The organism is Mesorhizobium sp. P2_A12 (assembly GCF_056405075.1).
Genome location: NZ_JBFUCU010000001.1, coordinates 222,541 through 248,376, shown reverse-complemented (window position 1 = coordinate 248,376; position 25,836 = coordinate 222,541). Strand labels below are relative to the sequence as shown.

General features: G+C 64.1%; 22 protein-coding genes. 11 read left to right on the top strand and 11 right to left on the bottom strand.

From position 1 onward, the window contains the following. The first annotated feature begins 9 nt into the window (after positions 1-9). From hpaD to hpaH, 3 genes are read left to right on the top strand one after another with little or no spacing between them, the layout of a single operon-like run. Entirely contained in the window at positions 10-990 is a 981-nt protein-coding gene (hpaD, locus tag AC1DZU_RS01135) for a 3,4-dihydroxyphenylacetate 2,3-dioxygenase (RefSeq protein ID WP_477280964.1), read from the top strand. Between the two features lie 31 nt (positions 991-1,021). Next, positions 1,022-1,897: a fumarylacetoacetate hydrolase family protein gene (locus tag AC1DZU_RS01130; protein WP_477280961.1), complete on the top strand. Its 876-nt coding sequence runs from the start codon at positions 1,022-1,024 to the stop codon at positions 1,895-1,897. Continuing rightward, positions 1,891-2,694 carry a 2-oxo-hept-4-ene-1,7-dioate hydratase gene (hpaH, locus tag AC1DZU_RS01125; protein ID WP_477282175.1) on the top strand — a complete coding sequence of 268 codons (804 nt, stop codon included), beginning with the start codon at positions 1,891-1,893 and terminating at the stop codon, positions 2,692-2,694. Before AC1DZU_RS01130 ends, hpaH begins: the two co-directional genes overlap by 7 nt. A gap of 16 nt (positions 2,695-2,710) precedes the next feature. On the opposite strand, the gene AC1DZU_RS01120 is transcribed toward hpaH, so the two are convergent. Genes AC1DZU_RS01120 through AC1DZU_RS01095 form a run of 6 tightly spaced genes read right to left on the bottom strand, consistent with a single transcriptional unit; the run spans position 2,711 to position 9,158 of the window. Next, a complete protein-coding gene (locus tag AC1DZU_RS01120) occupies positions 2,711-3,733 on the bottom strand; it encodes a phosphotransferase enzyme family protein (RefSeq protein WP_477280959.1) in 1,023 nt (340 codons plus the stop codon). Then, a complete protein-coding gene (locus tag AC1DZU_RS01115) occupies positions 3,730-5,037 on the bottom strand; it encodes an aminotransferase class III-fold pyridoxal phosphate-dependent enzyme (protein ID WP_477280957.1) in 1,308 nt (435 codons plus the stop codon). Before AC1DZU_RS01115 ends, AC1DZU_RS01120 begins: the two co-directional genes overlap by 4 nt. A 29-nt stretch (positions 5,038-5,066) precedes the next feature. Beyond that, a complete protein-coding gene (locus AC1DZU_RS01110) occupies positions 5,067-6,416 on the bottom strand; it encodes an aminotransferase class III-fold pyridoxal phosphate-dependent enzyme (protein ID WP_477280955.1) in 1,350 nt (449 codons plus the stop codon). Positions 6,417-6,436: 20 nt separating this feature from the next. Further along, positions 6,437-7,105, bottom strand: a complete 669-nt coding sequence (locus AC1DZU_RS01105) for an HAD family hydrolase (protein ID WP_477280953.1) — start codon at positions 7,103-7,105, stop codon at positions 6,437-6,439. Continuing rightward, complete coding sequence (locus AC1DZU_RS01100; protein ID WP_477280951.1) at positions 7,102-8,388, bottom strand: Tm-1-like ATP-binding domain-containing protein; 1,287 nt, start codon at positions 8,386-8,388, stop codon at positions 7,102-7,104. Before AC1DZU_RS01100 ends, AC1DZU_RS01105 begins: the two co-directional genes overlap by 4 nt. After that, positions 8,388-9,158: an IclR family transcriptional regulator gene (locus tag AC1DZU_RS01095; RefSeq protein WP_477280949.1), complete on the bottom strand. Its 771-nt coding sequence runs from the start codon at positions 9,156-9,158 to the stop codon at positions 8,388-8,390. Before AC1DZU_RS01095 ends, AC1DZU_RS01100 begins: the two co-directional genes overlap by 1 nt. 169 nt (positions 9,159-9,327) lie before the next feature. Here AC1DZU_RS01095 and AC1DZU_RS01090 point away from each other — a divergent pair, with 169 nt between their 5' ends. From AC1DZU_RS01090 to AC1DZU_RS01070, 5 genes are all read left to right on the top strand, one after another. Further along, positions 9,328-10,776: an APC family permease gene (locus tag AC1DZU_RS01090; RefSeq protein ID WP_477280947.1), complete on the top strand. Its 1,449-nt coding sequence runs from the start codon at positions 9,328-9,330 to the stop codon at positions 10,774-10,776. Between the two features lie 64 nt (positions 10,777-10,840). Next, the gene (locus AC1DZU_RS01085; RefSeq protein WP_477280945.1) at positions 10,841-12,328 is read left to right on the top strand and encodes an aldehyde dehydrogenase; all 1,488 of its coding nucleotides are present in this window, start codon (positions 10,841-10,843) and stop codon (positions 12,326-12,328) included. 251 nt (positions 12,329-12,579) lie between these two features. Further along, a complete protein-coding gene (locus AC1DZU_RS01080; protein ID WP_477280943.1) occupies positions 12,580-13,434 on the top strand; it encodes a MetQ/NlpA family lipoprotein in 855 nt (284 codons plus the stop codon). An 88-nt stretch (positions 13,435-13,522) separates the two neighbouring features. Further along, positions 13,523-14,611, top strand: coding sequence for a methionine ABC transporter ATP-binding protein (locus AC1DZU_RS01075; protein ID WP_477280941.1), 1,089 nt, complete (start codon positions 13,523-13,525; stop codon positions 14,609-14,611). After that, positions 14,592-15,248: a methionine ABC transporter permease gene (locus tag AC1DZU_RS01070; RefSeq protein WP_477280939.1), complete on the top strand. Its 657-nt coding sequence runs from the start codon at positions 14,592-14,594 to the stop codon at positions 15,246-15,248. The genes AC1DZU_RS01075 and AC1DZU_RS01070 overlap by 20 nt, the downstream gene beginning before the upstream one ends. Before the next feature lie 124 nt (positions 15,249-15,372). Here AC1DZU_RS01070 and AC1DZU_RS01065 read toward each other — a convergent pair whose 3' ends face one another. Next, complete coding sequence (locus AC1DZU_RS01065; RefSeq protein WP_477280937.1) at positions 15,373-15,579, bottom strand: hypothetical protein; 207 nt, start codon at positions 15,577-15,579, stop codon at positions 15,373-15,375. A 117-nt stretch (positions 15,580-15,696) separates the two neighbouring features. Here AC1DZU_RS01065 and AC1DZU_RS01060 point away from each other — a divergent pair, with 117 nt between their 5' ends. Then, positions 15,697-17,601 carry a BTAD domain-containing putative transcriptional regulator gene (locus AC1DZU_RS01060; RefSeq protein WP_477280935.1) on the top strand — a complete coding sequence of 635 codons (1,905 nt, stop codon included), beginning with the start codon at positions 15,697-15,699 and terminating at the stop codon, positions 17,599-17,601. A 45-nt stretch (positions 17,602-17,646) separates the two neighbouring features. Here AC1DZU_RS01060 and AC1DZU_RS01055 read toward each other — a convergent pair whose 3' ends face one another. The 4 genes from AC1DZU_RS01055 to AC1DZU_RS01040 form a co-directional block, all read right to left on the bottom strand. Further along, positions 17,647-18,762 carry an aminomethyl transferase family protein gene (locus tag AC1DZU_RS01055; RefSeq protein WP_477280933.1) on the bottom strand — a complete coding sequence of 372 codons (1,116 nt, stop codon included), beginning with the start codon at positions 18,760-18,762 and terminating at the stop codon, positions 17,647-17,649. Positions 18,763-18,830: 68 nt separating this feature from the next. Continuing rightward, positions 18,831-19,607 (bottom strand): ABC transporter substrate-binding protein, encoded by a 777-nt coding sequence (locus AC1DZU_RS01050; protein WP_477280931.1) that lies wholly within the window; start codon positions 19,605-19,607, stop codon positions 18,831-18,833. 116 nt (positions 19,608-19,723) lie between these two features. Further along, the gene (locus AC1DZU_RS01045) at positions 19,724-21,466 is read right to left on the bottom strand and encodes a hydantoinase B/oxoprolinase family protein (RefSeq protein ID WP_477282173.1); all 1,743 of its coding nucleotides are present in this window, start codon (positions 21,464-21,466) and stop codon (positions 19,724-19,726) included. Positions 21,467-21,482: 16 nt separating this feature from the next. Beyond that, entirely contained in the window at positions 21,483-23,567 is a 2,085-nt protein-coding gene (locus AC1DZU_RS01040) for a hydantoinase/oxoprolinase family protein (RefSeq protein WP_477280929.1), read from the bottom strand. Positions 23,568-23,787: 220 nt separating this feature from the next. Here AC1DZU_RS01040 and AC1DZU_RS01035 point away from each other — a divergent pair, with 220 nt between their 5' ends. Next, the gene (locus AC1DZU_RS01035) at positions 23,788-24,615 is read left to right on the top strand and encodes a ferredoxin--NADP reductase (RefSeq protein ID WP_477280927.1); all 828 of its coding nucleotides are present in this window, start codon (positions 23,788-23,790) and stop codon (positions 24,613-24,615) included. A 152-nt stretch (positions 24,616-24,767) separates the two neighbouring features. Further along, positions 24,768-25,817, top strand: a complete 1,050-nt coding sequence (gene deoC / locus AC1DZU_RS01030; protein ID WP_477280925.1) for a deoxyribose-phosphate aldolase — start codon at positions 24,768-24,770, stop codon at positions 25,815-25,817. Positions 25,818-25,836 lie beyond the last annotated feature (19 nt).

The following is a 25,836-nucleotide window of genomic DNA, read 5'->3' as shown; positions in this document are numbered from 1 at the left end:
GGAAATCAAATGCCCTTGCCCAAGCCCAATCTCTACCCTGAATTCAACATCGTGCGCCTCAGCCATGTCGAGCTGGCCGTCACCGACCTCGCCAGGTCCCGCGCTTTCTATGTCAACACGCTCGGCCTGCAGGTCACCGACGAGACATCAGACACCATCTATCTCAGGGCATTGGAGGAGCGTGGGCACCACTGCATCGTGCTGAAGAAGGGCGCCACCGCCGAAGCGCGCGATCTTGGCTTCAAGCTGTTTTCCGAGGAGGACCTCGACAAGGCCGAGCATTTCTTTGCGGGAAAAGGCCTGCCGGTGGAATGGGTTGAGCGACCCTACCAGTCGCGCACCTTCCGCACCCGCGATCCGCACGGCATACCGCTTGAATTCTACGCCCAGATGGAGCGGCTGCCGCCGATCCATCAGAAATATGCGCTCTATCACGGCGTCAAGCCGCTGCGCATCGATCACTTCAACTGCTTCTCGCCCAATGTCGACGAGTCCGTCGCCTTCTACAACGAGCTCGGCTTCCGCGTCACCGAATACACCGAGGATGCCAGCAGCGGAAAGCTGTGGGCGGCGTGGACGCACCGCAAGGGCGGCGTCCACGACATCGCCTTCACCAACGGCATCGGGCCGCGCCTGCATCACGTCGCCTTCTGGGTGCCGACGCCGCTCAACATCATCGACCTGCTCGACCTGATGGCGACGACCGGCTATCTCGCAAACATCGAACGCGGCCCCGGCCGGCACGGCATTTCCAACGCCTTCTTCCTCTACGTCCGCGATCCGGACAACCATCGCATTGAGATCTACTGCTCGGACTACCAGACGGTCGACCCGGACCTCGAGCCGATCAAATGGGACCTCAAGGACCCGCAGCGCCAGACGCTGTGGGGCGCCCCGGCACCGAAAAGCTGGTTCGAGGAAGGCAGTGCATTTGCCGGGGTTGCGGCCCGCGACCCCGATCTGACGGCGTCGCCGATCATTGCGCCTTGATGGCGGACGCAGGCCCAATGAGGAGACCCGGATGACTGGATATGGGCGGCTCGCCACCTTCACCGTCGGCGGCAAGGCACGGTATGGCGCGATCACCGGCAAGGGCGTCGTCGACCTGTCGGCCCGCCACGGCCAGTGGCCGACGCTGCGCGAGGTGATCGAGGCCGGCGCCTTGCTGCGCCTGGCGGAAGAGGCCGACGCCTTCGCCGCCGATTTCCCGCTCGACGCCATCGCCTACGATATCCCGATCCCGGCACCGGAAAAGATCATCTGCGTCGGCGTCAACTATCCCGACCGCAACGAGGAGTACAAGGACGGCCAGGCAGCACCTGCGAATCCGTCGCTGTTCATCCGCTTTCCGCGCTCGTTCGTCGGCCATGGCGCGCCGCTGGTGCGGCCGCCGGAATCACCGCAGTTCGACTATGAGGGCGAGATCGTCATCGTCGTCGGCAAGGCCGGCCGGCGGATCGCGCAAGTCGACGCGCTCGATCACATCGCAGCACTCTCACTGTGCAATGAGGGCACCATCCGCGACTGGGTGCGCCATGCCAAGTTCAACGTCACGCAAGGCAAGAATTTCGACCGCAGCGGCTCTATCGGCCCGTGGCTGGTGCCGTTCACGGATGAGGCGCAGATCGCCGACATCGCGCTGACCACCCGCGTCAATGGTGAGTTGCGCCAGCAGGACCGCACCAGCAGGATGATCTTCTCGTTCCGCAAGATCATCGCCTATATCTCCACCTTCACCACGCTGGTGCCCGGCGATATCATCGTCACCGGCACGCCGACGGGTGCCGGCGCCCGCTTCGAGCCGCCGATCTGGCTGAAGCCGGGCGATGTGATCGAAGTGGAGGCCGAAGCCATCGGCGTGCTCAAGAACGGCGTCGTCGACGAGGCAGCATCATGACCCCCGAGCAAGTGGAAGACGCCGCGTCGCGGCTGTTCGAGGCCGAGCGATCGCGCCGCCAGATCCGCCTGCTCAGCCTCGACTTTCCCGAGGCGACGATGGAGGACGCTTATCGCGTGCAGGCCGCCCTGGTGACGCGCAAGATCGATGCCGGGCTGAAACCGAAGGGTTGGAAGATCGGGCTGACCTCCAAGGCGATGCAGTATGCGCTGGCCATCGACACGCCTGATTCGGGCGTGCTGTTCGACGACATGTTCTTTAGCGATGGCGCGACAATTCCCGCCGGCCGCTTCATCCAGCCACGCGTCGAGGCCGAGATCGCCTTTGTCATGAAGGCACCGCTGAAGGGTCCGGGCGTGACGATCCTCGACGTGCTCAACGCCACCGACTACATCACGCCGGCGCTCGAAATCCTCGACACGCGCATCGAGCGCGTTAATGCGGAGACGAAGAAGGCGCGCACCTTCTTCGACACGATTTCCGACAATGCGGCCAATGCCGGCATCGTCATTGGCGGCCGGCCGCAGCGGGCGCAGGAGGCTGACATGCGCTGGATCGGCGCCATCGTCTCGCGCAATGCCGAGGTCGAGGAGACCGGGCTTGGCGCCGGCGTGCTCAACCATCCGGCGATGGGCATTGCCTGGCTGGCGGACAGGCTCGCCCGTTACGGCATGTCGATCGCGGCCGGGGACGTTGTTCTCTCGGGGTCCTTCGTGCGGCCGGTCGAGGCGCGGTCCGGCGACACTATCGTCGCCGATTTCGGCAGTTCTGGCACGGTCAGCATTCACTTCGCCTGACGGTCGGCAACCCCGATCAGCCGCCATGCAGATTGGCGATCACCACATCGGCTGCGATGGCTGACATGCGCATGCCGACATCCCTGGTGATGTCGCCTTCGACGCGGCTCTGCACCCAGCCGAGGAAGGCGAAGGCGCGCAACGCTGAAAACAGCGGCAGTGCTGCGATGTCCTGCGCCGTCAGTTCCCGCCGCTGCCGATAGCCGTCGAGCAGGGCGGCCTCGATCAGCGGATAGATCGCCTCCTCGCGGTTCTGGTAGAGGGCGACGGCAAGATCGTACATGTGCCAGCCATAGCCGCAATCGTCGAAATCGATGATGCGGATCGCGCCGTCATGGACGAGCACGTTTTCGCGCACCAGATCGGCGTGGATAATGCCGAAATTGCGGGCGCTGCGTTCATGTTCCGACAAGGCCCTCACGGCCTTTTCGCGCGCCTGGAAAACCAGTTCCCGACGAGGACCATCAAGGAAGGGCGAGGTCTCGAAGCGGCCCCAGGTTGGGCTCGGGCCGAAGAAGCCGTCGAAATCCCAGGCATGGCGGGTAAAGCCGGGGGGCGGCGTCCAGGCGGCGGTGACATTGTGCATATGGGCGACGGTTCGCCCTATCGCCGTGAAAACCTGCCTTGCCTGCTCGGGCGTGTAGTCCAGCGGCACGCCTCGCGCCCCGACGGCGCGGCCCTCCAGCCAGCTGAGGCAATCGACCTGGCGACGCGGCCCCGATGTGCCGGCATCGACCGGCACGAACAGGTCGCCGGTCAGCGTCGCGACCGGAGACGGCGTGGCGACGCCGGCCGACTGCAGGAAGGCCATCCATTGCAGTTCCGAGCGCAGCGCGGCGTCTGAATGATAGCCAAGCCGGTGAACGCGCATGGCCGCCGGCTGGCCATCGGGCAAGTGGACCCGAAAAACGGCGTTCTCGCGGAATTTCAGCAGCTCGGGCTCACCGTCGCGGATGCCCCAATGCTGGAGCGCGCGCCGCGCCAGTTCGGTGACGGTGGCGGCATCTTCCGGTTCGGACGGCACGGAAACAGCGTTCACGCCGAAACTCCGCCAACTTCATCAAGCACCTCGTCGAGCGTGCCGATCAGGAAGGCGGCATCGTCGCGGGAAAACGGCATGGGCGGGCGGATCTTCAGCACATTGCCGTGGATGCCGGTCTTGCCCATCAGCACGCCGCGATGGCGCATCCGGTTGGCGACTTGCTCGGCAATGTCTGATGCCGGCTCGCGCGTCTTGCGGTCGTGAACCAGTTCGGCACCGAAGAACAGCCCGGCGCCCCTGACCTCCCCGATGCATTCGTGGCGTTCGGCCAGCGGGCGCAGCAGGCCCTGCGCATAGGCGCCGACATCGCGTGCGTTGGCGACGAGATCTTCTCGCTCCAGAACATCGAGAACGGCATTCGCCACCACGCAGGAAACCGGGTTGCCGCCAAAGGTGTTGAAGTAGCGGAACGCGTTGCGGAAGGTCGCCAGGATGTCGCTGGTGGTGACCACGGCGGCGACCGGGTGGCCGTTGCCCATCGGCTTGCCCATGGTGACGATGTTGGGAACGAAGCCGGCGCGCTGGTGGCCCCAGAAATGGCTGCCGGTGCGGCCGAATCCGGGCTGCACCTCGTCGGCGATGATCAGGCCGCCGGCTTCGCGCACCGCACGCAGCGCGTCGTCGAAGAATCCAGACGGCAGCGCAGGGAAACCCTCATTGGCCAGCAGCGGACACAGGATGATGCCGGACAGGCCGATGCCGTCCTGCTCCAGCGAGGCGATGGCTTCGCGCACAGCGTCGCCAAAAGCCTTGCCGTTGGCCATCGCCTCCGGATGGCGATAGCTGTCGGGGGCCTGCACCAGCCTGACATGGCGGGCACGGCCGCCGATCGGCGGCATGCGCGTGCTGAGCTGCGAAACGGCGGACGTGTTGCCGTGATAGGTGGCGTCGGTGGCGATGATGCCCATGCGGCCGGTGGCGGCCTGCGCCATGCGCAACGCGATGTCGTTGGCCTCGCTGCCGGTGCAGGTCAGGATGGCGGTGGACAGGTTGGCGTCAAAGGTCGCGGTCAGCCGGTCGACATAGTCTAGGATGGCCGTGTGCAAATAACGCGTGTGGGTGTTGAGCAGGCTTGCCTGCCGGCACAGGGCCTCGACCACATGCGGATGGCAATGGCCGACATGGGCGACATTGTTGTAGGCATCGAGATATCTGCGGCCGTAGGCATCATAGAGCCAGACGCCTTCGCCGCGCACCACATGCACGGGCTCATCGTAGAACAATTGCGATTTCGCGCCGAGTAGGCGGGAACGCCGGCTAACCAGCGCCTCCTCGGCCAGTTTTTCCTGCGAATAAGCCATTTGTGTACCGAAACTCCGTTGTAGCCGCGTCAGACCTTCGACAGCCCCGCGTCCAGCGCTTCGCCGATCTTCACAACGTCGGCGGCGCTGATGATCAGCGGCGGCGAGAGGATGATGTTGTTGCCGGACACGCGCAGCATGACGCCGGCTTCATAGGCCGTCTCAGAAACCACGGCCATGGTCTTCTTGTCCGTAGGCTTCTTGGTAGCGCGATCCGAGACCAGTTCGAGTGCCGCCATCAGGCCCTTGTACCTGACATCGCCGACGATGGCGTGCCTGGCCTTCAGCCCCTCCAGCACGGCTGCGAGTTCGATACCGCGCGCGGCCGCGTTCTCGTTCAGGCGAAGCCGTCTGGTCTCGGCAAGTGCCGCCAGCCCCGCGGCGCAGCCGACCGGGTGGCCGGAATAGGTATAGCCGTGGCCGATCGAGCCGAAGCTGGTCTTGTCAGCTTCGAAGACGTCTGCAACCCTGGAGCCGATCAGCGTGGCGCCGAGCGGGAAATAGCCTGAGGTGATCGCCTTGGCGATGGTCATGAAATCCGGCTTCACACCTGACAGCCGCGAGCCCGACCATGCGCCCGTACGGCCGAAGCCGGTGACCACCTCGTCGGCGATCAGCAGAATCTCGTGGCGATCGCAGATCTCGCGTATCAGCGGCATGAAGCTCTCATGCGGGACGATCACACCGCCGGCACCCAGAATCGGCTCCATGATGAAAGCGGCGATGGTGTCGCCGCCCTGGAAGGCGATCTCGTCCTCCAGCGCCTTGGCGCAGAGTCTCGCCAGCCGCGCCGGATCTGTCTCGTCGAACGGGTTGCGGAAGGTCCACGGCGCCGGGATATGAAAGACGCCGGGGAGCAGCGGCTCGTAGTTGCGGCGGAAATTGGCATTGCCGTTGACCGATGCGCCACCGAAATGCGTGCCGTGATAGCCCTTCTTCAGGGCGAGGAACTTGGTGCGATCACCCTGGCCGCGGATCTTCCAGTATTGCCGGGCCAGCCGCAGCGCGGTTTCGACCGAATCCGAGCCGCCCGAGGTGAAGAACGTCCGCACCATGCCTTCCGGCTCGAACCATTCGCTGAGCTCGTAGGCGAGCTCGATCGACGGCCCGGTCGAGGTGCCCCGAAAGCCGGAATAGTAGGGCAGCGCGCCGAGCTGGTCGGCGATCGCCTTTTTGATCGGATCGCAGCTGTAGCCGAGATTGACGTTCCACAGGCCGCCGACCGCGTCGAGCACGCTCTTGCCGTCAATGTCGGTGACGGTGACGCCCTCGCCCTTCATGATGATCTTCGGCGGATTGGCCCGCATCTCGGCCGGATGCGCCATCGGATGCCAGATCGGCTTGGCGTTCTTTTCGGTGAGGAAATTGATGTCGCGCATGGCAGGCTCCGCAAATGGTCTCAGACGGCTGGGACGAGGTCGAAATGGCCGAGGGCTTCGGCGTAGGAAAGTGCTGGCCGGGCAACATCGAAATGAACGGTGCGCATGCCGGCAGTGCGGCCGCCATCGACATTGCGCTGCTGGTCGTCGACGAAGACACAGGCGCTAGCGGGCAGACCAAGCGCCTCGGTAACGAAGGTATAGGCGCGAGGGTCGGGCTTAAGGATGCCTGTATAGGTGGCGTCGATTATTGTGTCGAACAGGCCGAGCAGCGGCAGCCGCCGGCGGAAGTCGGCCCCGTAGAAGAGGTCGAGCTCGTTGGACAGGATCGCCAGGCGAATCCCCGCCGCATGCACAGCGCGGATGGCGCTGTCGGCCTCCGGCCGCACCACCTTTTCCGGCTCCGCCCCGCGCGCACGGCGGACGAAGGTTTCCATCACCTGCCAATCTTCGCCGACGAGCCGGCCAACCTCGCCTGTGCGCGTACGCCAATAGTCGCGCTCGCTGATCTCGTCGGCCTGCATCGCGCGCCAGAGCGGATCGCTGTCCGGATCGAACGGGCCGCGCCAGTGCAGCGTTCCCGGCTCGAGGCCGAGCGCCTGTTCCGTCAAGGCATGCGTCTCGAACAGTGTCCGGGTGACGACACCGCCGAAATCCAGGACCAGCGCCTGGGCCGAAGGAACGCTCACGCGGCCACTCCATTGACAGGCATGCCGCGCGGAACGATGCCTTCCTCGACCCATCGGTCGAAGATCTCGAGCGCCTTGCCGACGAAGTCGTCGCTGTTGATGTGGGCGTCGATCTCGTGGAACTCTACGCCAACAGGCATGGCCTTGCGCATTTCGTCGACGAAGGCGGCGAGAGCTTCTGGCTCGTGGAGCGGCTCGCCCTGCATGTCCCATTCCTGGATGCCTCCGGAGGGCAGGATGAAGGCGGAGCGCCCTTTCGCCGCGCCGAGCTTGGCGGCGATGGTCCTGGCGACCTGGCGGCGATCGTCGGCATCGACGGTGACCGAACCGATCAGCCTGTTATGAGCGTGGAACGGGCGTTGCGCAAATTTAGCCGGCAAATCCTGCCAGGTCGGCAGATCGACCATGTCGACGGCTCCGGGCGCCGCGATCTGCGGAATGCCGCGGGCGCCGGCGTTCTCCAGCCGGTCGATGCCGGAACTGACGACGGAGCCGGCGAGATGGTTGGTGATTTCCTGCAGGCTGAAGTCGAACACCGCGCAGAAATGGCCTTGCCCTGCAATCGATTCGAAGGCGCGGCCGCCCATTCCGGTGGTGTGGAAGACGGCGACATCATAGCCACGCTGCTCCAGCGCAGGCTTCAGCGTCTTCATGTAGCGCAGGCAGCTGCTGCCGAGCGAGGTCATGCCGATGGTTGGGCCGGTGGCGGGAGCCGTGGCGCGCGACGCCAGCATGATCCTGGCCGCACCGACAACCGCGCCGCAGGCCTGCGAGAGAACCGCCTTGCAGATGGTGTTGAGGCCATAAAGCCCACCCGCCCAGAGGATCATCATCAGGTCGGGCGCGACGCGTTCGGGTGGGATGAGATGCGAATAGGCTATGGTCGAGACGACGAATTTCGGCACGCCGAGCGGCAGGCAAAGCGCCACGTCGAGCGCAAGGTCGGTTCCCATCGAGCCGCCGATGGCGATGAAGCCATCGATCTCGCCGCTTTGATAAAGCTTGCGCGCCAGTTGCACGGCGCCACCGGCCATCAGCGTCATGGCGGTGTTCTCGTCACCGCTCGAAACGATCTCGGCGATCGTCACATCCACGGCGCGCGCAACGGCATGCTTGTCGTGATCGGGGCTGTAGGGCGGGTCGCCCAGCACGCTGACATCCATCATCACGGCGCGGCCACCCGATGCCTCGATGCACTGCTTCATGAACTGGAGCTCGTCGGCCTTGGTGTCACCGGTGCCGATGACCAGGATGCGGGGCACTGTTGCCGTCTCTGCGGACATCACGCCTGCCTCCTCAGGGTTTGCAGGTTTTCGCCGTTGAGGCGCATCGAAATCTCCCGTGCCGCGGCCATCACCGCAAGCCCCCGTTCCGCGATCGCCGCCGCCGTCGTCCTGGCCTTCGGCGCGGCCACCGCGATGGTGCCAAGCGCAAAGCCGTCCGCCGCGCGGATTGCCGCCGCGACGCTGATCACGCCTTCCTCGAAACCTTGGTCGCAGATCGAATAGCCGCGGTCGCGCGTCTCCTCGATGGAGCTGGAAATGGCGGCCGGCTCGATCAGCGTATGCGTCGTGAAGGCCTTGAGGGAGCCCGTCAGGCATGCCTTGACGGTCTCGTCGCGGGCGAAGGCCAGATAGGCGATGCCGGAGGCGGTGGAGTGCAGCGGCAGAAGCTGGCCGATATCGATATTGACCCGGTTTGCCCAGGCCGGATGTTCGACATGGACGGTGACCAACGCATCGACGCCGAATTCCGACAGATGCACGGTCTCGGCCGTGGACGCCGCGAGGTCCCGCACCAGGGGAACCGCTGTCTGCAGGAAGGGAAAGCGCGCCTCGCGGACGCGGGCCAGACGCGACAGGCCGGCGCCGAGGCGATAGTGCCGGGTGGCGGCATCCTGTTCGACGAAGCCATGGCCGGTCAACGCCACCAGCAGCCGTCGCGTCGTCGCCTTGTCGAAGCCCGACCGGCGCGCCAGATCCGACAGCCCGAGTTCGGGCTCGTCGACGGTGAACAGCTCCAGAAGTGAGATCGCCTTGCCGACCGTACCCAACTTCGCCTCCTTCGACTAATCATTTAACGTGTGAATTAACTTGACAGGCATCGGCTTTGTTTGCAAGTCTATATTCAAAATAAGGGTTCACATAATGAACCGGCATCCAGAGCAGATGGAACAGGCCGATTGGCCGGCGGACCCAAGGGTTCGCACACAGGAGGGACCAATGTCAGCAGTTACGGAGCAGGCGCCGGCCAACAGGCTGCGCAAGAACAGTCTTGGCGTCGGCGCCATCACCTTCATGGTGATTTCGGCGGCGGCCCCCCTTACGGCGGTGGCAGGCGGCACGCCGCTCGGCATGCTGATGGGCAACGGTGCCGGCTTTGCCGGGACCTATCTCATCGTGACCATCCTGCTGCTGCTGTTCGCGGTCGGCTATGTGACGATGTCGCGCCATGTCGGCAATGCCGGCGCCTTCTACGCCTATGCGGCGCGCGGCCTTGGCGGCCTGGCCGGCGGCGCCACGGCGCTAATCGCGATCCTGTCCTACAATGCCATGCAGATCGGCGTCATGGGCCTGCTCGGCGCAGCGACAGCCGGATTGTTTGCCGGCTGGGGCATCAATTTGCCCTGGTGGGTATGGAGCTTCATCGCCATCGCGCTGGTCGCCGTGCTCGGCTATCGCCAGGTCGACCTGTCGGCCAAGATCCTGACCGTGCTGGTGCTGTGCGAATATCTGGTGGTGCTTGTCCTCGACATCGCCATCCTCAAGACCGGCGGCGATAGCGGACTGTCGGCGGCGCCGTTCAGCTGGAGCCAGATCACATCAGGTGCACCGGCCATCGCCATCCTGTTCTGCTTTGCCGCCTTCATCGGTTTCGAGGCGACGACCATCTATGCCGAGGAAGCCCGCGACCCCGAGGTCACCATTCCGCGTGCTACCTATTTCTCCGTCCTGCTGATCGGCGTCTTCTACATGGTCACGGCATGGCTGATGGCCGTCGGCGCCGGCGTCGACAAGCTGCTGCCGGCGCTGCAGGGGCTGCAGGATCCGACGACCTTCCTGTTCGGCCTGTCCGATCGCTACGCCGGAACGATGCTGTCGCACGCGATGAGCATCCTGTTCGTTTCGAGCCTGTTTGCCGGCGTGCTGGCATTCCACAATGCGGTTGCCCGCTACATCTACGTCTCGGGCCGCGAGAAGCTTCTGCCGCAGACGATCGGCGTGACGCATTCGCTGCACCAGAGCCCGCATGTCGCTTCGGTCATCCAGAGCGTGCTGGCGGCAATCGTCGTCGGGCTGTTCGCCGTGCTCGGCCTCGATCCAGTGCTGGCATTGTTCTCGTGGCTGACCAATGTCGCGACGCTCGGCGTCATCGTCATGATGGCGGTGGCCTCACTGGCCGTGGTGATGTTCTTCCGGGCCAATCCGGCTGCGCAGGAGAACGCGTTGAAGACCACCATCCTGCCCGGGCTGACCTTCATCGCCTTCGTCGTCATCATCTACCTGATCGTCGTCAATTTCGGCGGCCTGTCCGGGGCCAGCGGCTTCCTCGGCGTGTTCCTGCCCGGGCTGGTGCTGATTGCCGCTGTTGTCGGGCTGCTGCTGGCAAGCGCACTGAAGAGCCGCGATCCGGTCGCCTTCGAAAATCTCGGCCAGCCGTTGAAGGATTGAGCGAAGCTAGAGGGCGGCGTATCGCGTCGCCCTCTAGCGCATGTTTCCTGGGAGTCCGTTACCAATGATCAGCCAAAATGCCATCGACGCCCTGCGCAAGACGGAAATCGGCGCACGGCGCCTGTTCATCGATGGCCTGCAGATCGATGGCATGAGCGGCGCGAGCCTACCGGTGACATCGCCGGTCGACGGCCGGCCCTTCGCCAACATCGCCGACGGCAATGCCGCCGACATCGACCGCGCCGTCATGTCGGCGCGCAAGGCCTTCGAGAAAGGTTCGTGGTCGCGCTCGGCACCCGCCTTCCGCAAGAAGGTGCTGACAAGACTCGCCGAGCTGGTCGAAGAGCATGCCGACGAACTGGCCGTGCTTGGCGTACGCGACAACGGCACCGAAATCGGCATGGCCTACAAGGCCGAACCGCTCTCGGCGGTAGGCACCATCCGCTACTATGCCGAGGCGATCGACAAGACCTATGGCGAGATCGCGCCGACGGCCGAGAACGTGCTCGGGCTGATCCACAAGGAGCCGCTCGGCGTCGTCGGCGTCATCGTGCCGTGGAACTTTCCGCTGATGATCGGCGCCTGGAAGATTGCGCCCGCGCTCGCCGCCGGCAATTGCGTGGTGGTCAAGCCGCCGGAGATCGCTTCGCTGACGCTGCTGCGGCTGGCCGAATTGGCAATCGAGGCCGGACTTCCCGCCGGTGTGCTCAACGTCGTCACCGGGCGCGGCGCGGTCACCGGCGAAGCGCTCGGCCTGCATATGGATGTCGACGCCATCGCCTTCACCGGTTCGGGGCCTGTCGGTCGGCGGCTGCTCGAATATTCAGCGCGTTCCAATTTGAAGCGGGTCTTCCTCGAACTCGGCGGCAAGTCGCCCAACATCGTCTTTGCCGACGCTCCGGACCTGAAGCAGGCGGCGGTCGTCTCGGCCAACGGCATCTTCCGCAATTCCGGCCAGGTCTGCGTCGCCGGCTCGCGCCTGCTCGTCCAGGCGTCGGTCTATGACCGCTTCATGGACGAGCTGCTCTCGGCGACCACGCGGCTGAAGGTCGGCGATCCGCTCGATCTCTCTAGCGACGTCGGCGCGGTGTCGAGCTCCGAACAGCTGGACAAGAATCTCGGCTTCGTCGAGCGGGCGCAAGCCGAAGGCGCCCGGCTGCTCACCGGCGGTGAACGAATTCTCGCCGAGACCGGCGGCAGCTACATGGCGCCGACGATCTTCGAAAACGTGACGCAGGACATGCAGCTGGCCCGCGAGGAGGTGTTCGGGCCGGTGCTCGGCGTCATGCGCTTCGAGACCGAGGAGGAGGCGGTGCGCCTTGCCAATTCGACCGTCTATGGACTGGCCTCGGCGGTGTGGACCGCCAACCTCTCCACCGCGCATCGCATGGTGCGCGCCATCAATGCCGGCGTCGTCCACGTCAACACCTATGGTGGCGCCGACATCACCGTGCCACTTGGCGGCGTTAAGCAATCCGGCTTCGGCCGCGACAAGTCGCTGCACGCGCTGGACAAATATCTCGACCTCAAGACTGCCTGGATCGCTTTCTAAGACCAACGGCAGCGCCGGTTCTCTTGGATTCTGCCTCACTCTCAGGGCGCACCGGGATCGACTGCGGCCCCCCTGCGGTCGGTCCGGCGGCGTCTTTTGCTCAGTCTCCTGAAATTTTTGAGAGAATATTCCCGGCTTTGACGAGAACGGCGAAACGCGTTCTTTGATAAAATCGATAGAATTTCTGACGATGTGTTCAAGGCTCGGCAATCCGCCCGGCTGCCATGACTTCACAACCGCAGAGATCAATCATGACTGACTTCAAAAGCACTTTGCCATCTTCCCTTTGGTCAACCCTCAACCGGCGCAGTGGCCTTGCTCTGCTGTTCGCGTCGGCTGTCGCGATCGGCAGCCTGATGGCGCCTCATGCGTCGTTCGCCGAGGACAAGAAGGCGATCAAGGTCGGCATCATCAGCGGTGAGGACGAGGATGTCTGGCGCGTCGTTGTCGCGCAGGCGGCCGAAAAGGGCCTCACCATCGAGACCGTGGTGTTCAACGACTATACCCAGCCCAACGAGGCGCTCGAGCGTGGCGAAATCGATGCCAACGCCTTCCAGCACCAGCCCTATCTCGACAATCAGATCAAGACACAGGGCTACCACATCGTCCGCGTCGGCTATACCGGCGTGTGGCCGATCGGCCTCTACTCGAAGAAGTACACCAAGGTCGTCGACCTGCCCGAAGGCGCGGTTATCGGCGTGCCTAACGATCCGTCCAACGAAGGCCGGGCGCTGCGCGTGCTGCAGAACGAGGGCGTTATCAAGCTGAAGGACGGCACCGGTATTCTGGCCACCACCGCCGACATCGCCGAGAATGCCAAGAAGGTGGTGATCAAGGAGCTCGATGCCGGCATCGTCGGCCGTTCGGTCGAGGACCTTGACGCCGCCGTCGTCAACACCGATTGGGCGCTGAAAAGCGGCCTGACGCCGGAAAACCGCATTGCGCAGGAGCCCATCGCCGACAATCCCTACCGCAACTTCATCGCGGTGAAGGTCGGCAATGAGAACGAGGCCTGGGTGAAGACGCTGGTGGCGTCCTATCAGAACGAGGCGGTGAAGGCCGAGTTCGACAAGGTCTACAAGGGCACCGGCCTCAGCGCCTACTAGGGATATGCGGGCGCTGACGTGCCTGCTTTTACCGGGAAAGCGGTCCGCGCAACGCGCGGGCCGCAATTGTATTTCTAGGGATCCGCGCATGAACCAGCATTTTACCGCAACCGCCGAGACCACGGACCAGCCGGGCGCAACACCGCAGGACGTGGTGCGTCTTGTCGACCTGAAGCGCCGCTTTGGCGTCACGGCGGCGCTTGATGGCGTCTCGCTGACGGTGCGCAAGGGCGAGATCCTCGGCATCATCGGCCGCAGCGGCGCAGGCAAATCGACGCTGATCCGCTGCCTGAACGGGCTGGAGCGGCCCGATTCCGGCGAGGTGTTCATCGAAGGCCGCGAGATCAGCCGGCTCGGCGAGCGCGATCTGCAGCCGCTGCGGCGGCGCATCGGCATGATCTTCCAGCACTTCAACCTTTTGTCCGCCAAGACGGTCGAGGACAATGTGGCGCTGCCCCTGAAGATCGAGGGCCGGCCGAAGGCCGAGCGGCTGCAGCGCGCCGCGGAACTGCTTGACCTTGTCGGCCTGTCGGAGAAGGCCAAGGCCTATCCGGCATCGCTGTCGGGCGGCCAGAAGCAGCGCGTCGGCATCGCCCGGGCGCTTGCGGCGCGGCCGGCGCTGCTGCTGTCGGACGAAGCCACTTCGGCGCTCGACCCGGAGACGACACGCTCCATCCTCGCCCTGCTGAAAGACATCAACCGGCAGCTTGGGCTGACCATCCTGCTGATCACCCATGAGATGGAGGTGATCCGCTCGATCGCCGACCGGGTGGCGGTGATCGATGCCGGCCGCATCGTCGAGGAAGGGCCGGTCTGGTCGGTGTTTGCCGAGCCGCGCTCTGAGATCACACGCAGCCTGCTCGGCGCCATCCGGCCGCAGCTGCCCGCCGAACTGGCCGCCCGGCTGCTGCCGTTAGCCGGCGCGGAGACGGTCCTGCGCGTGGACGTGGCCGGCGAGGCGGCGCGTGGCCCATTGTTGTCCGATCTCGCCACCGCCGTTCCAGGCCCCTTCCGTCTCATCCACGGCGGCATCGACCACATCCAGCAGCAGCCCGTCGGGACGCTGTTCGTTTCCGTCCCTGGCAGCGATGCAAGCCATCTCGCCGCCGTCATCACATTCCTGAAGGCCCGCCAGGCGCGGGTGGAGGTGCTTGGCCATGTCGCCAATCCTGTTTGAGCTTCTGCTGCGTTCGATCTGGGAGACCGTGCTGATGACGGCCGCGTCCGGCCTGATCTCGCTGGTCTTCGGCCTGCCGCTGGGGCTGGCGCTGATCGCCACCGAACGCGGCGGCATCGCCGAAAGCCCATGGGTGAACCGCGCGCTCGCCGCCGTGATCAACGGCTTCCGTTCGGTGCCCTTCATCATCCTTCTGGTGGCGCTGATCCCGGTGACGCGGCTGATCGTCGGCACCTCGATCGGCACCTGGGCGGCCATCGTGCCGCTATCGATCGCCGCCACGCCCTATTATGCGCGCATCGCCGAAGTGTCGCTGCGCGAAGTCGACCGCGGGCTGATCGAAGCGGCGCGCGCCATGGGAGGCAATCGCTGGACGATCATCCGCGAGGTGCTGGTGCCCGAAGCCCTGCCCGGCATCGTCGCCGGTTTCACGGTGACGCTGGTAACGCTGATCGGCGCCTCGGCGATGGCCGGCGCCATCGGCGCCGGTGGGCTCGGCGATCTCGCCATCCGCTACGGCTATCAGCGTTTCGAGACCAGCGTCATGATCGCCGTGGTGATCGTGCTGATCATCCTGGTCTGCGGCATCCAGTGGGCCGGTGACCGGCTGGTGGCGAGGCTGGATCGGCGGGGGTGAGCACGGGGCCGACGATCTGGGTGACGTTGTCTTCCATACGAACCTATAGCGATGCTTCTGAACCACAAGGCCCGCCGATCATGGCTTGGACGAGGTCTGCGTCGCTGCGTTGGGACGAAGAAGTTCAGTAGTTGCCGACGTCGTCGTCAGGTCGACGTCCGGGACTATTCGCACCAAGGCCAGTAGCCGCCCCGTAGGCCTTCCAGGTCGCGGAGGCATATGCAGCTGCTATGCTGTACAAAAATCGGCCAAGGTGGACCTTGCGCCACTTCGGCAGTTCGTTCGCGAGCGTTTCACTTGCCTTTCCCAAAACCTCGGTGACGATGGACATTGGAGTTTCCTCTCGGATGTTGTTAGTTGCGAGAGGCAACATCGAATGCGGGGCGTGAGATGCCTGTGAAAAGCTCGTGAATATCGCGGAAAAAGCAGAAATTCAGAGTATATCGCGATGAGCCCGGCGCGGCTCGATCTCCTGGGTGGTTTTCACCTGACGTCGCCGCAGGGGAAACCCTTGGAGGTGGCTGCCAAGAAGAATAGAGCGCTTCTGGGCATTCTCGCCGTAGCCCCGAGCCAGGAGGCGACGCGTCACAAGCTGGCTGCTCTTCTATGGAGCCATCGAGGTGAGGAGCAGGCAAGGGACAGTCTGCGGCAGGCCCTGGCGGCTATCCGCAAGGACTTTGCCGAGTTGGGAGCGGATGCCTTGGTCCTGGTCGGGGATCGCGTCGCGCTCAATCCGAAATTGTTCACCATCGACGTAACTGAATTCGTCGCTGCATCCGCGAGCCGTAATGCGGCCGAGCTTCGGCGGGCAGCCACCCTCTATGCCGGACCTTTTCTTGATGGGTTGAGCACGTTTGACAACGCTTTCGAGGATTGGCTGCGCGAAGTCCGTGCCGACCTGTCCTCGCGGGCAATCGATGTGTTCCAAGTCTTGGCTGAATCGGTGACCGGTACCGAGCGCGTTGCTATTTGCGAACGGCTGGTTGCTCTTGATCCGCTTCGGGAGCCGTCACATGTCGCGTTGATGCGGGCGCATATCGCCCTGGGTCAGGCCGCGCTCGCCATCAAGCATTACGAGGCGTGCAAGCTGTTGCTGAAGCGCGAGTTGAACCTGGAGCCAGGTGACGAGCTTCGGCTATTGCGCAGGAGCATGGACGAGACGCCCAGACCGCAAATCGGTGGCGCATCAAGCCGCGGACCAGTCGTTGCAGTTCTTGCATTCGAGAATATGAGCAGCGACGCCAGCCAGGAATATTTCAGCGACGGGGTCACCGAGGACATCATCACCGAACTGGGGCGATTCGGTGAACTTCATCTCATAGCCCGCAATTCCTCCTTTGTGTTCAAGGGAAGGACTGTCGACGCCGTCACCATCGCGAAGCAGTTGTCCGTCGATTACCTGCTTCGGGGTAGCATTCGCCGTGCCGGCGACAGGGTCAGGATCTCATCGCAACTCATAGAGGCCAGATCCGGCAATCAAATCTGGGCCGATCGATTCGATCGGGAGCTGACAGATATTTTTGAGCTCCAGGAGGAGATCGCCAGAAGTGTCGCTATCACTGTCGTCGGCACAATCCGAACTTCGGGCGTGGAGAAGATACGACGCCTTCCGATCACCCAGCTCGATGCCTACGATCTGTATCTTCAGGCTCGCGTTCGGATGGTTCGCTATGACACCACTCTTGAAGCAGAGCCTTATCTTGCCAGGGCGATTGAGCTCGACCCGAATGTCGCTACCATCCATGCGATGATGGCGACTGTACTCACAAGCAAATGGCTGCTTGAGGGGGACGGGAACACGCTCAAGATCGCGCTTGTCCATGCTCGCCGCGCTCTAAAGCTTGGGCCGAAGGAGGCATGGAGCCATATTGCGGTGGGTCACACGCTGATCTTCATGGGACAGTTAGAGGAGGCGCTGCTGCATCTCGAGCAGGGTGTGAACCTCAACCCGAACGAAACCCGGGCAAGGGCGATACGGGGCTTGTGCTGGAGCTATCTCGGTCGACATGAAGAAGCTTTGTCCGATCTGGACGTCTGTATCGCCCGTGATCCCCTAAATTACGATTGGTTCTGGGATCTACGCGGACAAGTTCTTCTGGTTCTCGGACGGTATCCTGAGGCGATAGCCTCCTACCGGAATCTCAATGCCTATGCATTTTGGGCCTATGCGTTTCTGGCGGTCTGTCATTTGAGAATGGGCGACGAGCAACTCGCCGCTCACGCAGCCAGACAGTGTCTGGCGGCAAGGCCCGGTGCGACTGTAAGCACCATCTTGATCGATCCGTATCGTAACCCAAAAATCCTGGAGGACCTTCGGAGAGACCTGCTTGCTGTCGGCATACCCGATGGATGAATGTCGCCTTCCGAAAGCCCAAAGCGATTTCCGGAACAAGCCGCGCTAGCCCCTCAGCCTCACCCCCTCAGGGTCGAAGAACGGGATTGGCGCGACGACCGCGCGGGTCGGCTTGCCGTCGATGTCCATGCCGAGTTCGGTGCCGATGGCGGTGAATGGCAGCCGCAGATGCGCGGTCGCCAGCACCTTGCCGAGGGAATAGCCGTGGTCGCTGTAGGTAACGATGCCGGCGTCCTCGCCATCGGCCAGCACCCTGGCGTCGGTCGCGGCCGGCCTGTCGCCGTCGAGGATCAGCCCGACCCATTGCTCGTCGATGCCCTTGTCGCGGACCTTGAGCAAGGCTTCGCGGCCGACGAAATCGCCCTTGTCGAATTTGATCCAGCGGTCGAGGCCGACATGGAACGGCGTGCGGGTCTCGTCCATGTCGATGCCATGCGCCGGATAGGCCTTTTCCAGTCCGAGCGTGAACATCGCCAGCACGCCATAGGGTTTCAGGCCGAAGTCACGGCCGGCCGTCATCAGCACGTTCCAGACCGAAGCCGCCTCGTCGGCCGGCACGAACAGTTCGAAGCCTAGCTCGCCGGTCACCCCGGTGCGCGAGATCAGTATCTTCGTCTCACCAATGCGCCCCGAGGCGAACGACCAGCGCTTGAGCCCGTCCAGATCGGCATCCGCGATCAACGCCTTCAGCAGGTCGCGCGAGCGCGGCCCCTGGATGGTCGGGAAGGCGATGGCCGCGGTGATGTCGGTGACATAGGCCTTGCGCCCCTGCGCATGATGCAGCAGCCACGGCAGCATCTTCAGGCGATTGACCGAGCCGGTCACCAGCATGAAATGCTCGGGCGCAAGACGGAACACGGTGAGATCATCCATGATGCCGCCATCCTCGCGGCAGACCGTGGAATAGCGGACCTGGCCGGGCTTCATCGCCGCGGCGTCGTTGACGATGACATGGTTGACCAGCGCCTCGGCGTCCGGCCCCTTGATGTCCATCTTGCCCATGGTGCTGAGATCCTGCACGCCGACATTCTTGCGCGTGTTCAGGTGCTCGTCGGCAATGCCGGAATAAGTCTTGGCCGAAATGAAATCGCCACCGACCCGACCCATGGTTGCGCCCAGCCCGACGATGCTGCTGTAGAAGGGGGAGCGCCGCTCAGCCAAGGAAGTCTCCATTATTCATGAAAAACGGCAGCGCCGGATAGCGCTGCCGAAGGGAATTGCTGCCGGGATCAGCTGCCGTAAACGTCGAAGGAAAAGTATTTATCGTTGATTTCCTTGTATTTTCCGTTGGCGCGCAGCGCGTCTATTGCCGCATTGAACTTGTCGGCCAGCTCCTTGTTGCCCTTCTGCAGCGCGATGCCGACGCCGGGGCCGTGAATGGCCGGATCGGCCGTCAAGGTGCCAAGCAGCTTGCAGCAGGCGCCATCCGGTTTCTTCAGCCATTCGGTCAGGATGATCGAGCCGTCCATCATCGCGTCGAGGCGGCCATTGGCCATGTCGGTGCGGGCGTCATCGCCGGTCGGATAGGCCTTGACGGTCGAGCCTGAGTATTTCTGCTCGGCGAATTTCTGGTGGATGGTCGCGGTCTGCACGCCGAGCGCCTTGCCTTTCAGGTCCTCGGGCGATGTGCCGGCGATGGTCGAATCCTTCGGCACCGCGATGGCCGGCGGCGTCTGGTAGTATTTGTGGGTGAACTCGACCTTCTCGGCCCGCTCCGGTGTGATGGTGATGTTGATGATCGCATCGAACTTGCCGGCCTGCAGCGCTGGGATAGAACCGTCGAAATCCTGCACGGTGAACTCGCACTCGGCCTTCATTTCGGCGCACAGCGCCTTGCCGAGGTCGATGTCGAAGCCGCCCAGCGTGCCGTCGGCATTGGCGTAGTTGAAGGGCGGATAGGCGCCCTCGGTGCCGATCCTGAGTTTCTTGTCCTGGGCGGAAGCAGCCCCCGTGGCGAGAACCAGGGCGACCGAGGCGGCAAGCACGAAACGACCGAAAAGACGCATGTCCGAGATCTCCGTTGACTGGATAAGTCTACGGGCTTTCGTGACCCCGGCGGAGACGGAAACGACATGTGCTGCGGCGATCACGGCGCGGCGGACGATCCCGGCCGCCGTCAGTGTTAGCCGGCGCGCTGCTTGTCCGTCGCCTTGCGGTCGACGGCGAACTCGCCTGCCGAGAGGACAACGCCGAATTTTTCGCTGGCCTCCGCTGACGTGTAGTATCCCAGCGCCACATCGCGCAGCACCAGATCGGCATCGCGCTCTAGCGGATCGCCATAGCCGCCGCCGCCCGGCGTGCCGACGCGCACGCGGTCGCCGGCCTTCAGGGCGATGTCCTGCTCCTTGGAGAGATGCGGCGGCACGTGCTCCTCGCCATTGCGGAAAACGGTCACGGTGTTGACGGCGCCGTCGCTGCCGCCGAGCGCGCCCTGCGGGCCGAAACGGCCATGATCCATGACGAAGGAGGCGCGGGCGTCGCCGCGCAGGATCTCGACCTCGTAGGCGAGGCCGAAACCGCCGCGCTGCTTGCCGGCGCCGCCCGAGCCTTCGCGCAAGGCATAGTGGCGGTAGAGCACCGGAAAGGCCTGTTCCATGATCTCGACCGGCGGCGACTTGGAGATGCCGATGGTCGAGCAGCCATTGGTCAGGCCGTCATGGCCTGAATTGCCGCCATAGCCGCCGCCGGAGATCTGGTACATGACGTAGTCGCGGCCGCGTGCCGGGTCGTTGCCGCCGAGCGCGAAATTGCCGCTGGAGCCAGCCGGGGCCGCCGTCACCTTGTCGGGCAGCGCCTGCACCATGGCCGCGAACACGGCCTCGGCGATGCGCTGCGACACCTCGGCGGCGCAGCCCGAGACCGGGCGCGGATATTTGGCGTCGAGGAAGGTGCCTTCCGGACGCTTGACTTCAAGCGGCTCGAAAGCGCCGGCGCTGATCGGCACGTCCGGGAAAATGTGGCGCATGGCGAGGTAGACCGAGGACAAGGTCGTCGCCAGCACGCTGTTCATCGGCCCGGCGCAGGGCTTTGATGAGCCGGCAAAATCGAAGGTCAGCGTGTCGCCCCGTTTCTCGACGGCCAGCGCGATCGTCAGCGGCTCGTTGACCACCCCGTCGGAATCGACAAAGGCCTTGGAATGGTAGGTGCCGTCCGGGATGGCGGATATGTTGGCGCGCATCTGCTCGGCGGCCCGCCGACGCAGTTCGGCGATCGCCTCGACAACAGTTTCGTCTCCGTAACGATCCAGGATTCCGTTGAGCCGGTCCTGGCCGATCAGCAGTGCAGCAGCCTGGGCGCGGATGTCGCCGATGCGCTGGTCGGCAACGCGGATGTTGGAGCAGATGATGGCGTAGATTTCCGGATCAAGCACGCCCTTCTTGAACAGTTTCACCGGTGGCAGCCGCAGGCCTTCCTGTTCGACCGCGGTCGCGGAAGCCGAGAAGCCGCCCGGCACCGAGCCGCCAATGTCAGGCCAGTGGCCGGTGTTGGACAGCCAGCAAAAGATTTTTCCTGCCCGGTAGACCGGCATGGCAAAGCGCACGTCCATCAGATGGGTGCCGCCGAGATAAGGATCGTTGACGATGTAGATGTCGCCGGGCTCCGGCGGCAGGCAGCGGCCATCGGCGATCATCTCGATCACCGTTTTGGTCGAATATTGCATGACGCCGACGAACACCGGCAGGCCTTGGCTGCCTTGCGCGATCAGCGAGCCGTCGACGGCCGAATAGATGCCGTCGGAGCGGTCGTTGGCCTCGGCGATGACCGGCGAGAAGGCGGCGCGGGAGAAGGTCAGGTCCATCTCGTCGCAGACCTGCTGCAAGGCCGCCTGGAGGACCGAAAGGGTGATGGCGTCGAGCTTTGCCATATCAATGTCAGGCATCTCAGGCCTCGCCAATGTCGATGATGATGTTGCCGTCGGCGTCCGAGCGCGCGCGGTCGCCGGGTTCGAGCACGGTGGTCGCATCCATCTGCTCGAGGATCGCCGGGCCTTCGATGACCGCGTCGAGCGGTAACTTTTCGCGTGCGTAGACCGGCGTGTCGTGCCAGCGTCCACCATACCAGACCGGCCGGATCTCGCGCCGCGCCTCGTCGAGCTTTTTTGCGCGCCCCGCCGGGTCGATCAAGCGCGACAGGTCGATCGCCGGCCGCACACCCGTCACCGAAGTGTTGAGGTTGACGAGGTTGGCGCGGATTTCCGGCAGCTCGACCTTGAAGCGGGCGAAATAGGCTTTTTCGAACAGAGATTGCAGCTCGTGCCGGGTCACCGACGAGGACGGCAACGGCACGTTGATGATGTGGGTCTGGCCGACGAACTGCATGTCGGCGGAGTGGGTGACGCGGATCGTCTCCGGCTTCACCGCTTCCTTGCCGATCAGCTCCTCGCCTTCGTTTCGGTGCCGTTCCAATACCGCTTGGAGCTGAGTTTCATTGAGAACGGCCACCGGCTGGTTTACGGTGTTGACGAAGTCGTGGCGCAGATCGGCGACGACGCAGCCGAGCGCGTTGGTGATGCCTGGCCGCGCCGGCACCAGCACCTTGGGCAGGCCGAGTTCGCGCGCCAGGGCCGTCGCATGCAATGGTCCGGCGCCGCCAAAGGCGAACAGCGCGAAATCGCGCGGATCATGGCCGCGTGACACCGAAACCATGCGGATGGCGCCGGCCATTTTCATGTTGCCGAGCCGCAGCACCGCGCCCGCCGCCTCGACGCCGGACAGGCCGGTCGCCTTGCCGATCTTCTCCTCGAAGATGCCGGTGACGCGCTCGACGGTGACCGGGTTTTCGACCGCCAGCAGCTTCTTCGGCGCCAGCCGGCCGAGCACCAGATTGGCGTCGGTGATGGTTGGCTCCAGGCCGCCGCGCCCGTAGCAGATCGGGCCGGGATTGGCGCCGGCGCTTTCCGGGCCGATCTGGATCAGGCCGGCGGCGTCGACGCGGGCGATCGAGCCGCCGCCGGCGCCGACCGTGTGCACGGCCACCATCGGCACGTGGATCGGCATCGCATACTCGATCTCGATCTCGTTCGAGACCGCCGGCTCCGCGTTGCGGATCAGCGCCACGTCGGTCGAGGTGCCCCCCATGTCGTAGGTGACGAGGTTTTCGTAGCCGGCGCGTTTTCCCGTATAGGCGGCGGCGATGACGCCCGAGGCCGGGCCGGACATGACGGTCTTGGCCGATTCACGTGTGACGAAGCGGGCCGAGATCATGCCGCCATTGCCGTTCATGATCAGGAAGTCGCGGGCATAGCCTTTTGCGCCCAATTCCTTGCGCAACCGCTCGACATAGCGCTCGAGGATCGGCTGCACCGAGGCGTTGACCGAAGCGGTGACGCCGCGCTCGAATTCGCGCGCCTCCGACAGCAGCGCGTGGCCCGACGTGATGTAGCCGTTCGGCCAGAGCTCGGCGGCGATTTCCGCGGCGCGCCGTTCATGCGCCGGGTTGGCGTAGGAATGCAGGAAGTGGATGACGAGGGATTCGCAACCGGCCTCGATCAGCGCCTTCACCGCGTCGCGCATTTCAGCCTCGTCGAGCGGCGTGCGCACAGTGCCCGACGCCTCGACACGCTCCGAGACTTCGAGCCTCAGATTGCGCGGAATGATCGGCACGAAGCTGCCAGTCATGCCATAGGCCTGCGGTCGCGTGCGCCGGCCGAGCTCGATCACGTCGCGAAAACCGCGCGTCGTGATCATGCCGGTTTTCGCCAGCCGGCGTTCGAGCACGGCATTGGTGGTGGTGGTCGTGCCATGCACGATGAGGTCGATGCCGTCGATCGGAAATCCGGTGGCGCCAAGCGCCGAAACGACCCCGAAAGCCTGGTTGTCGACCGTGGTCGGGGTCTTGGCTATATGCACCCGGCCACCGTCGCGTCCATCGATCAGAAGCAGGTCGGTAAAGGTCCCGCCGACATCGATACCGGCGACGACGCTGCCCAGGGAATCCGGCGGCTGCACCGAAAAATTCTCTTTCATTGTCGAAACCCGAAATGCGCGGACTACGGATATGTCACAGTTTGGAAAGGTGTTTCGCGGCGGTATCTTGACGCAAATATCGTTTGTATACTAATAAATTCCGGACACAAGAGCTTACCGCCTCGGAGTGTGCAGACAGCACGCCGGAACCTGAATGGTTCGGGCGCGCAGGTGAAGGTTTGGCGCCCGCGTTCGCAGTTGGGCCAGAAGGTTGGATTTGATGAACACCACATCCGCATTCAATACCGCCGGCGCCCGCCCGCTGCAGTTTCCGATTCCGGCCAATGTCTATGCCGAGACCGTCGTCTCGGTGAAGCATTATACGGACCGGCTGTTCTCGTTCCGCATCACCCGGCCGCAGTCGCTGCGCTTCCGTTCCGGCGAGTTCGTCATGATCGGCCTGCCCAATGCCGAGAAGCCGGTGTTCCGTGCCTATTCGGTGGCGAGCCCAGCCTGGGACGACGAGCTGGAATTCTTCTCGATCAAGGTGCCGGACGGCCCGCTGACCTCGGAACTGCAGAAGATCCAGGTCGGCGACACCGTCATCATGCGCCAGAAGTCGACCGGCACGCTGGTCGTCGACGCGCTGACGCCCGCCAAACGCCTGTTCATGATCTCGACCGGCACCGGCATCGCGCCCTTCGCCAGCCTGCTGCGCGACCCCGACACCTATGAGAAGTTCGAACAGGTCGTCCTGACCCACACCTGCCGCGACACTGCCGAGCTCATCTATGGCCAGGAGCTGGTCGCCGGGCTCGAAAGCGATCCGCTGATCGGCGAGCTGACCGGCGGCCGTGTCACCCTCTACAATTCGACGACCCGCGAAGAATCGGCGCGCATGGGCCGCATCACCGCGCTGATCGGGTCCGGCAAGTTCTACACTGATCTCGGCATCGACAAGCTCAATCCGGAAACCGACCGCATCATGATCTGCGGTTCGATGCACATGCTGAAGGACGTCAAGGAACTGGCCGAAAGCCTTGGCTTCGAGGAGGGCTCGCTGCATCATCCGGCGAGTTTCGTTGTCGAACGCGCCTTCGTCGGCTGAGCCGGTCAACTCGCTCAAGAATCGAGTTTTGACCTTTCGGTCAAAAACTAGCTGCTTTCGCAGCCTTTTTCAGCTATGACCCGCTGAAGGACTCGTGAACTACGACTTCACGGGCTATCTTCGGCGCAAGTCGATGAATGAAAGGGCAGGAGATGAGCAGCACAATCCGCGAAGCCGATCTTGGCTCGCCCAAGGTGACGCCGCTGCCGGCGCGGGCCGCCGCCAACACCCCCGTCCCGCTGGACCATCGCATTGCGCGCAACCCCGGCATGAAGCTTGACCTCGGCTTCATGGAATCGGTACGCAGCGTCAACCGCTCGGCGCTGGAACGCCGCGTCGCCAGCCTGACCAAGCGGCGGTCGATCAAGGCCGACAATCAGGCCGCCTGGCTGCTGCGCGCCGTCGCGTGCATGGACCTGACGACGCTGAATTCCAACGACACCGAAGAGCGCGTGCGCCGGCTGTGCGCCAAGGCGATCAATCCGTTCCGCCGCGACATCGTCGAGGGTCTCGGTATTGCGGGCGAGGTCATTCGCCCGGCTGCCGTCTGCGTCTACCATCCCTTCGTCGCCACCGCGGTCGATGCCGTGCGCGGCACCGGCATCCACGTCGCCGCTGTTTCCACCGCGTTCCCGCACGGCCTTGCCCCACTTTCCACCCGCCTGCAGGAGATAGAAGCCTCGGTGAAGGACGGCGCCGACGAGATCGACGTTGTCATTCCACGCGGGCTGGTGTTCGGCGCCAAGTGGCGGGAACTCTACAATGAGATCGTCTCGATGCGCGCCGCCTGCGGTGACGCGCATCTGAAGGTCATTCTCGGCACCGGCGACCTCGCCACGCTGCGCAATGTCATGCTGGCCTCAATGGTGGCGATGATGGCGGGCGCGGATTTCATCAAGACCTCGACCGGCAAGGAAAGCGTCAACGCAACGCTGCCCGTCGGCCTTGCCATGGTGCGCGCCATCCGCGCCTATTTCGAAGAGACCGGCTATCTCATCGGCTTCAAGCCGGCTGGCGGCATCTCCACGGCAAAAGCCTCGCTCGACTGGCTGGTGCTGATGAAGGAAGAACTCGGCCGGCCGTGGCTGGAGCCCGAGCTGTTCCGCTTCGGCGCCTCGAGCCTCTTGACCGACATCGAGCGCCAGCTCGAACACCATCTGACCGGGCACTATTCGGCCAACCATCGCCACGCCATGGCTTGAGCGCCCCACCCCGATCAGC

Bases quoted from the DNA above. Each gene is read 5' to 3' on its own strand.
- AC1DZU_RS01110 (WP_477280955.1), bottom strand. From the start codon at position 6,416: ATGCGCGACATCAATTTCCTCACCGAAAAGAACGCCAAGCCGATCTGG.
- AC1DZU_RS01045 (WP_477282173.1), bottom strand. From the start codon at position 21,466: ATGGCAAAGCTCGACGCCATCACCCTTTCGGTCCTCCAGGCGGCCTTG.
- AC1DZU_RS01100 (WP_477280951.1), bottom strand. From the start codon at position 8,388: ATGTCCGCAGAGACGGCAACAGTGCCCCGCATCCTGGTCATCGGCACC.
- AC1DZU_RS01070 (WP_477280939.1), top strand. From the start codon at position 14,592: ATGTCGCCAATCCTGTTTGAGCTTCTGCTGCGTTCGATCTGGGAGACC.
- AC1DZU_RS01080 (WP_477280943.1), top strand. From the start codon at position 12,580: ATGACTGACTTCAAAAGCACTTTGCCATCTTCCCTTTGGTCAACCCTC.
- AC1DZU_RS01130 (WP_477280961.1), top strand. From the start codon at position 1,022: ATGACTGGATATGGGCGGCTCGCCACCTTCACCGTCGGCGGCAAGGCA.
- AC1DZU_RS01115 (WP_477280957.1), bottom strand. From the start codon at position 5,037: ATGGCTTATTCGCAGGAAAAACTGGCCGAGGAGGCGCTGGTTAGCCGG.
- AC1DZU_RS01085 (WP_477280945.1), top strand. From the start codon at position 10,841: ATGATCAGCCAAAATGCCATCGACGCCCTGCGCAAGACGGAAATCGGC.
- AC1DZU_RS01040 (WP_477280929.1), bottom strand. From the start codon at position 23,567: ATGAAAGAGAATTTTTCGGTGCAGCCGCCGGATTCCCTGGGCAGCGTC.
- AC1DZU_RS01065 (WP_477280937.1), bottom strand. From the start codon at position 15,579: ATGTCCATCGTCACCGAGGTTTTGGGAAAGGCAAGTGAAACGCTCGCG.
- AC1DZU_RS01060 (WP_477280935.1), top strand. From the start codon at position 15,697: ATGAGCCCGGCGCGGCTCGATCTCCTGGGTGGTTTTCACCTGACGTCG.
- hpaD (WP_477280964.1), top strand. From the start codon at position 10: ATGCCCTTGCCCAAGCCCAATCTCTACCCTGAATTCAACATCGTGCGC.
- deoC (WP_477280925.1), top strand. From the start codon at position 24,768: ATGAGCAGCACAATCCGCGAAGCCGATCTTGGCTCGCCCAAGGTGACG.
- AC1DZU_RS01035 (WP_477280927.1), top strand. From the start codon at position 23,788: ATGAACACCACATCCGCATTCAATACCGCCGGCGCCCGCCCGCTGCAG.
- AC1DZU_RS01075 (WP_477280941.1), top strand. From the start codon at position 13,523: ATGAACCAGCATTTTACCGCAACCGCCGAGACCACGGACCAGCCGGGC.
- AC1DZU_RS01050 (WP_477280931.1), bottom strand. From the start codon at position 19,607: ATGCGTCTTTTCGGTCGTTTCGTGCTTGCCGCCTCGGTCGCCCTGGTT.
- AC1DZU_RS01090 (WP_477280947.1), top strand. From the start codon at position 9,328: ATGTCAGCAGTTACGGAGCAGGCGCCGGCCAACAGGCTGCGCAAGAAC.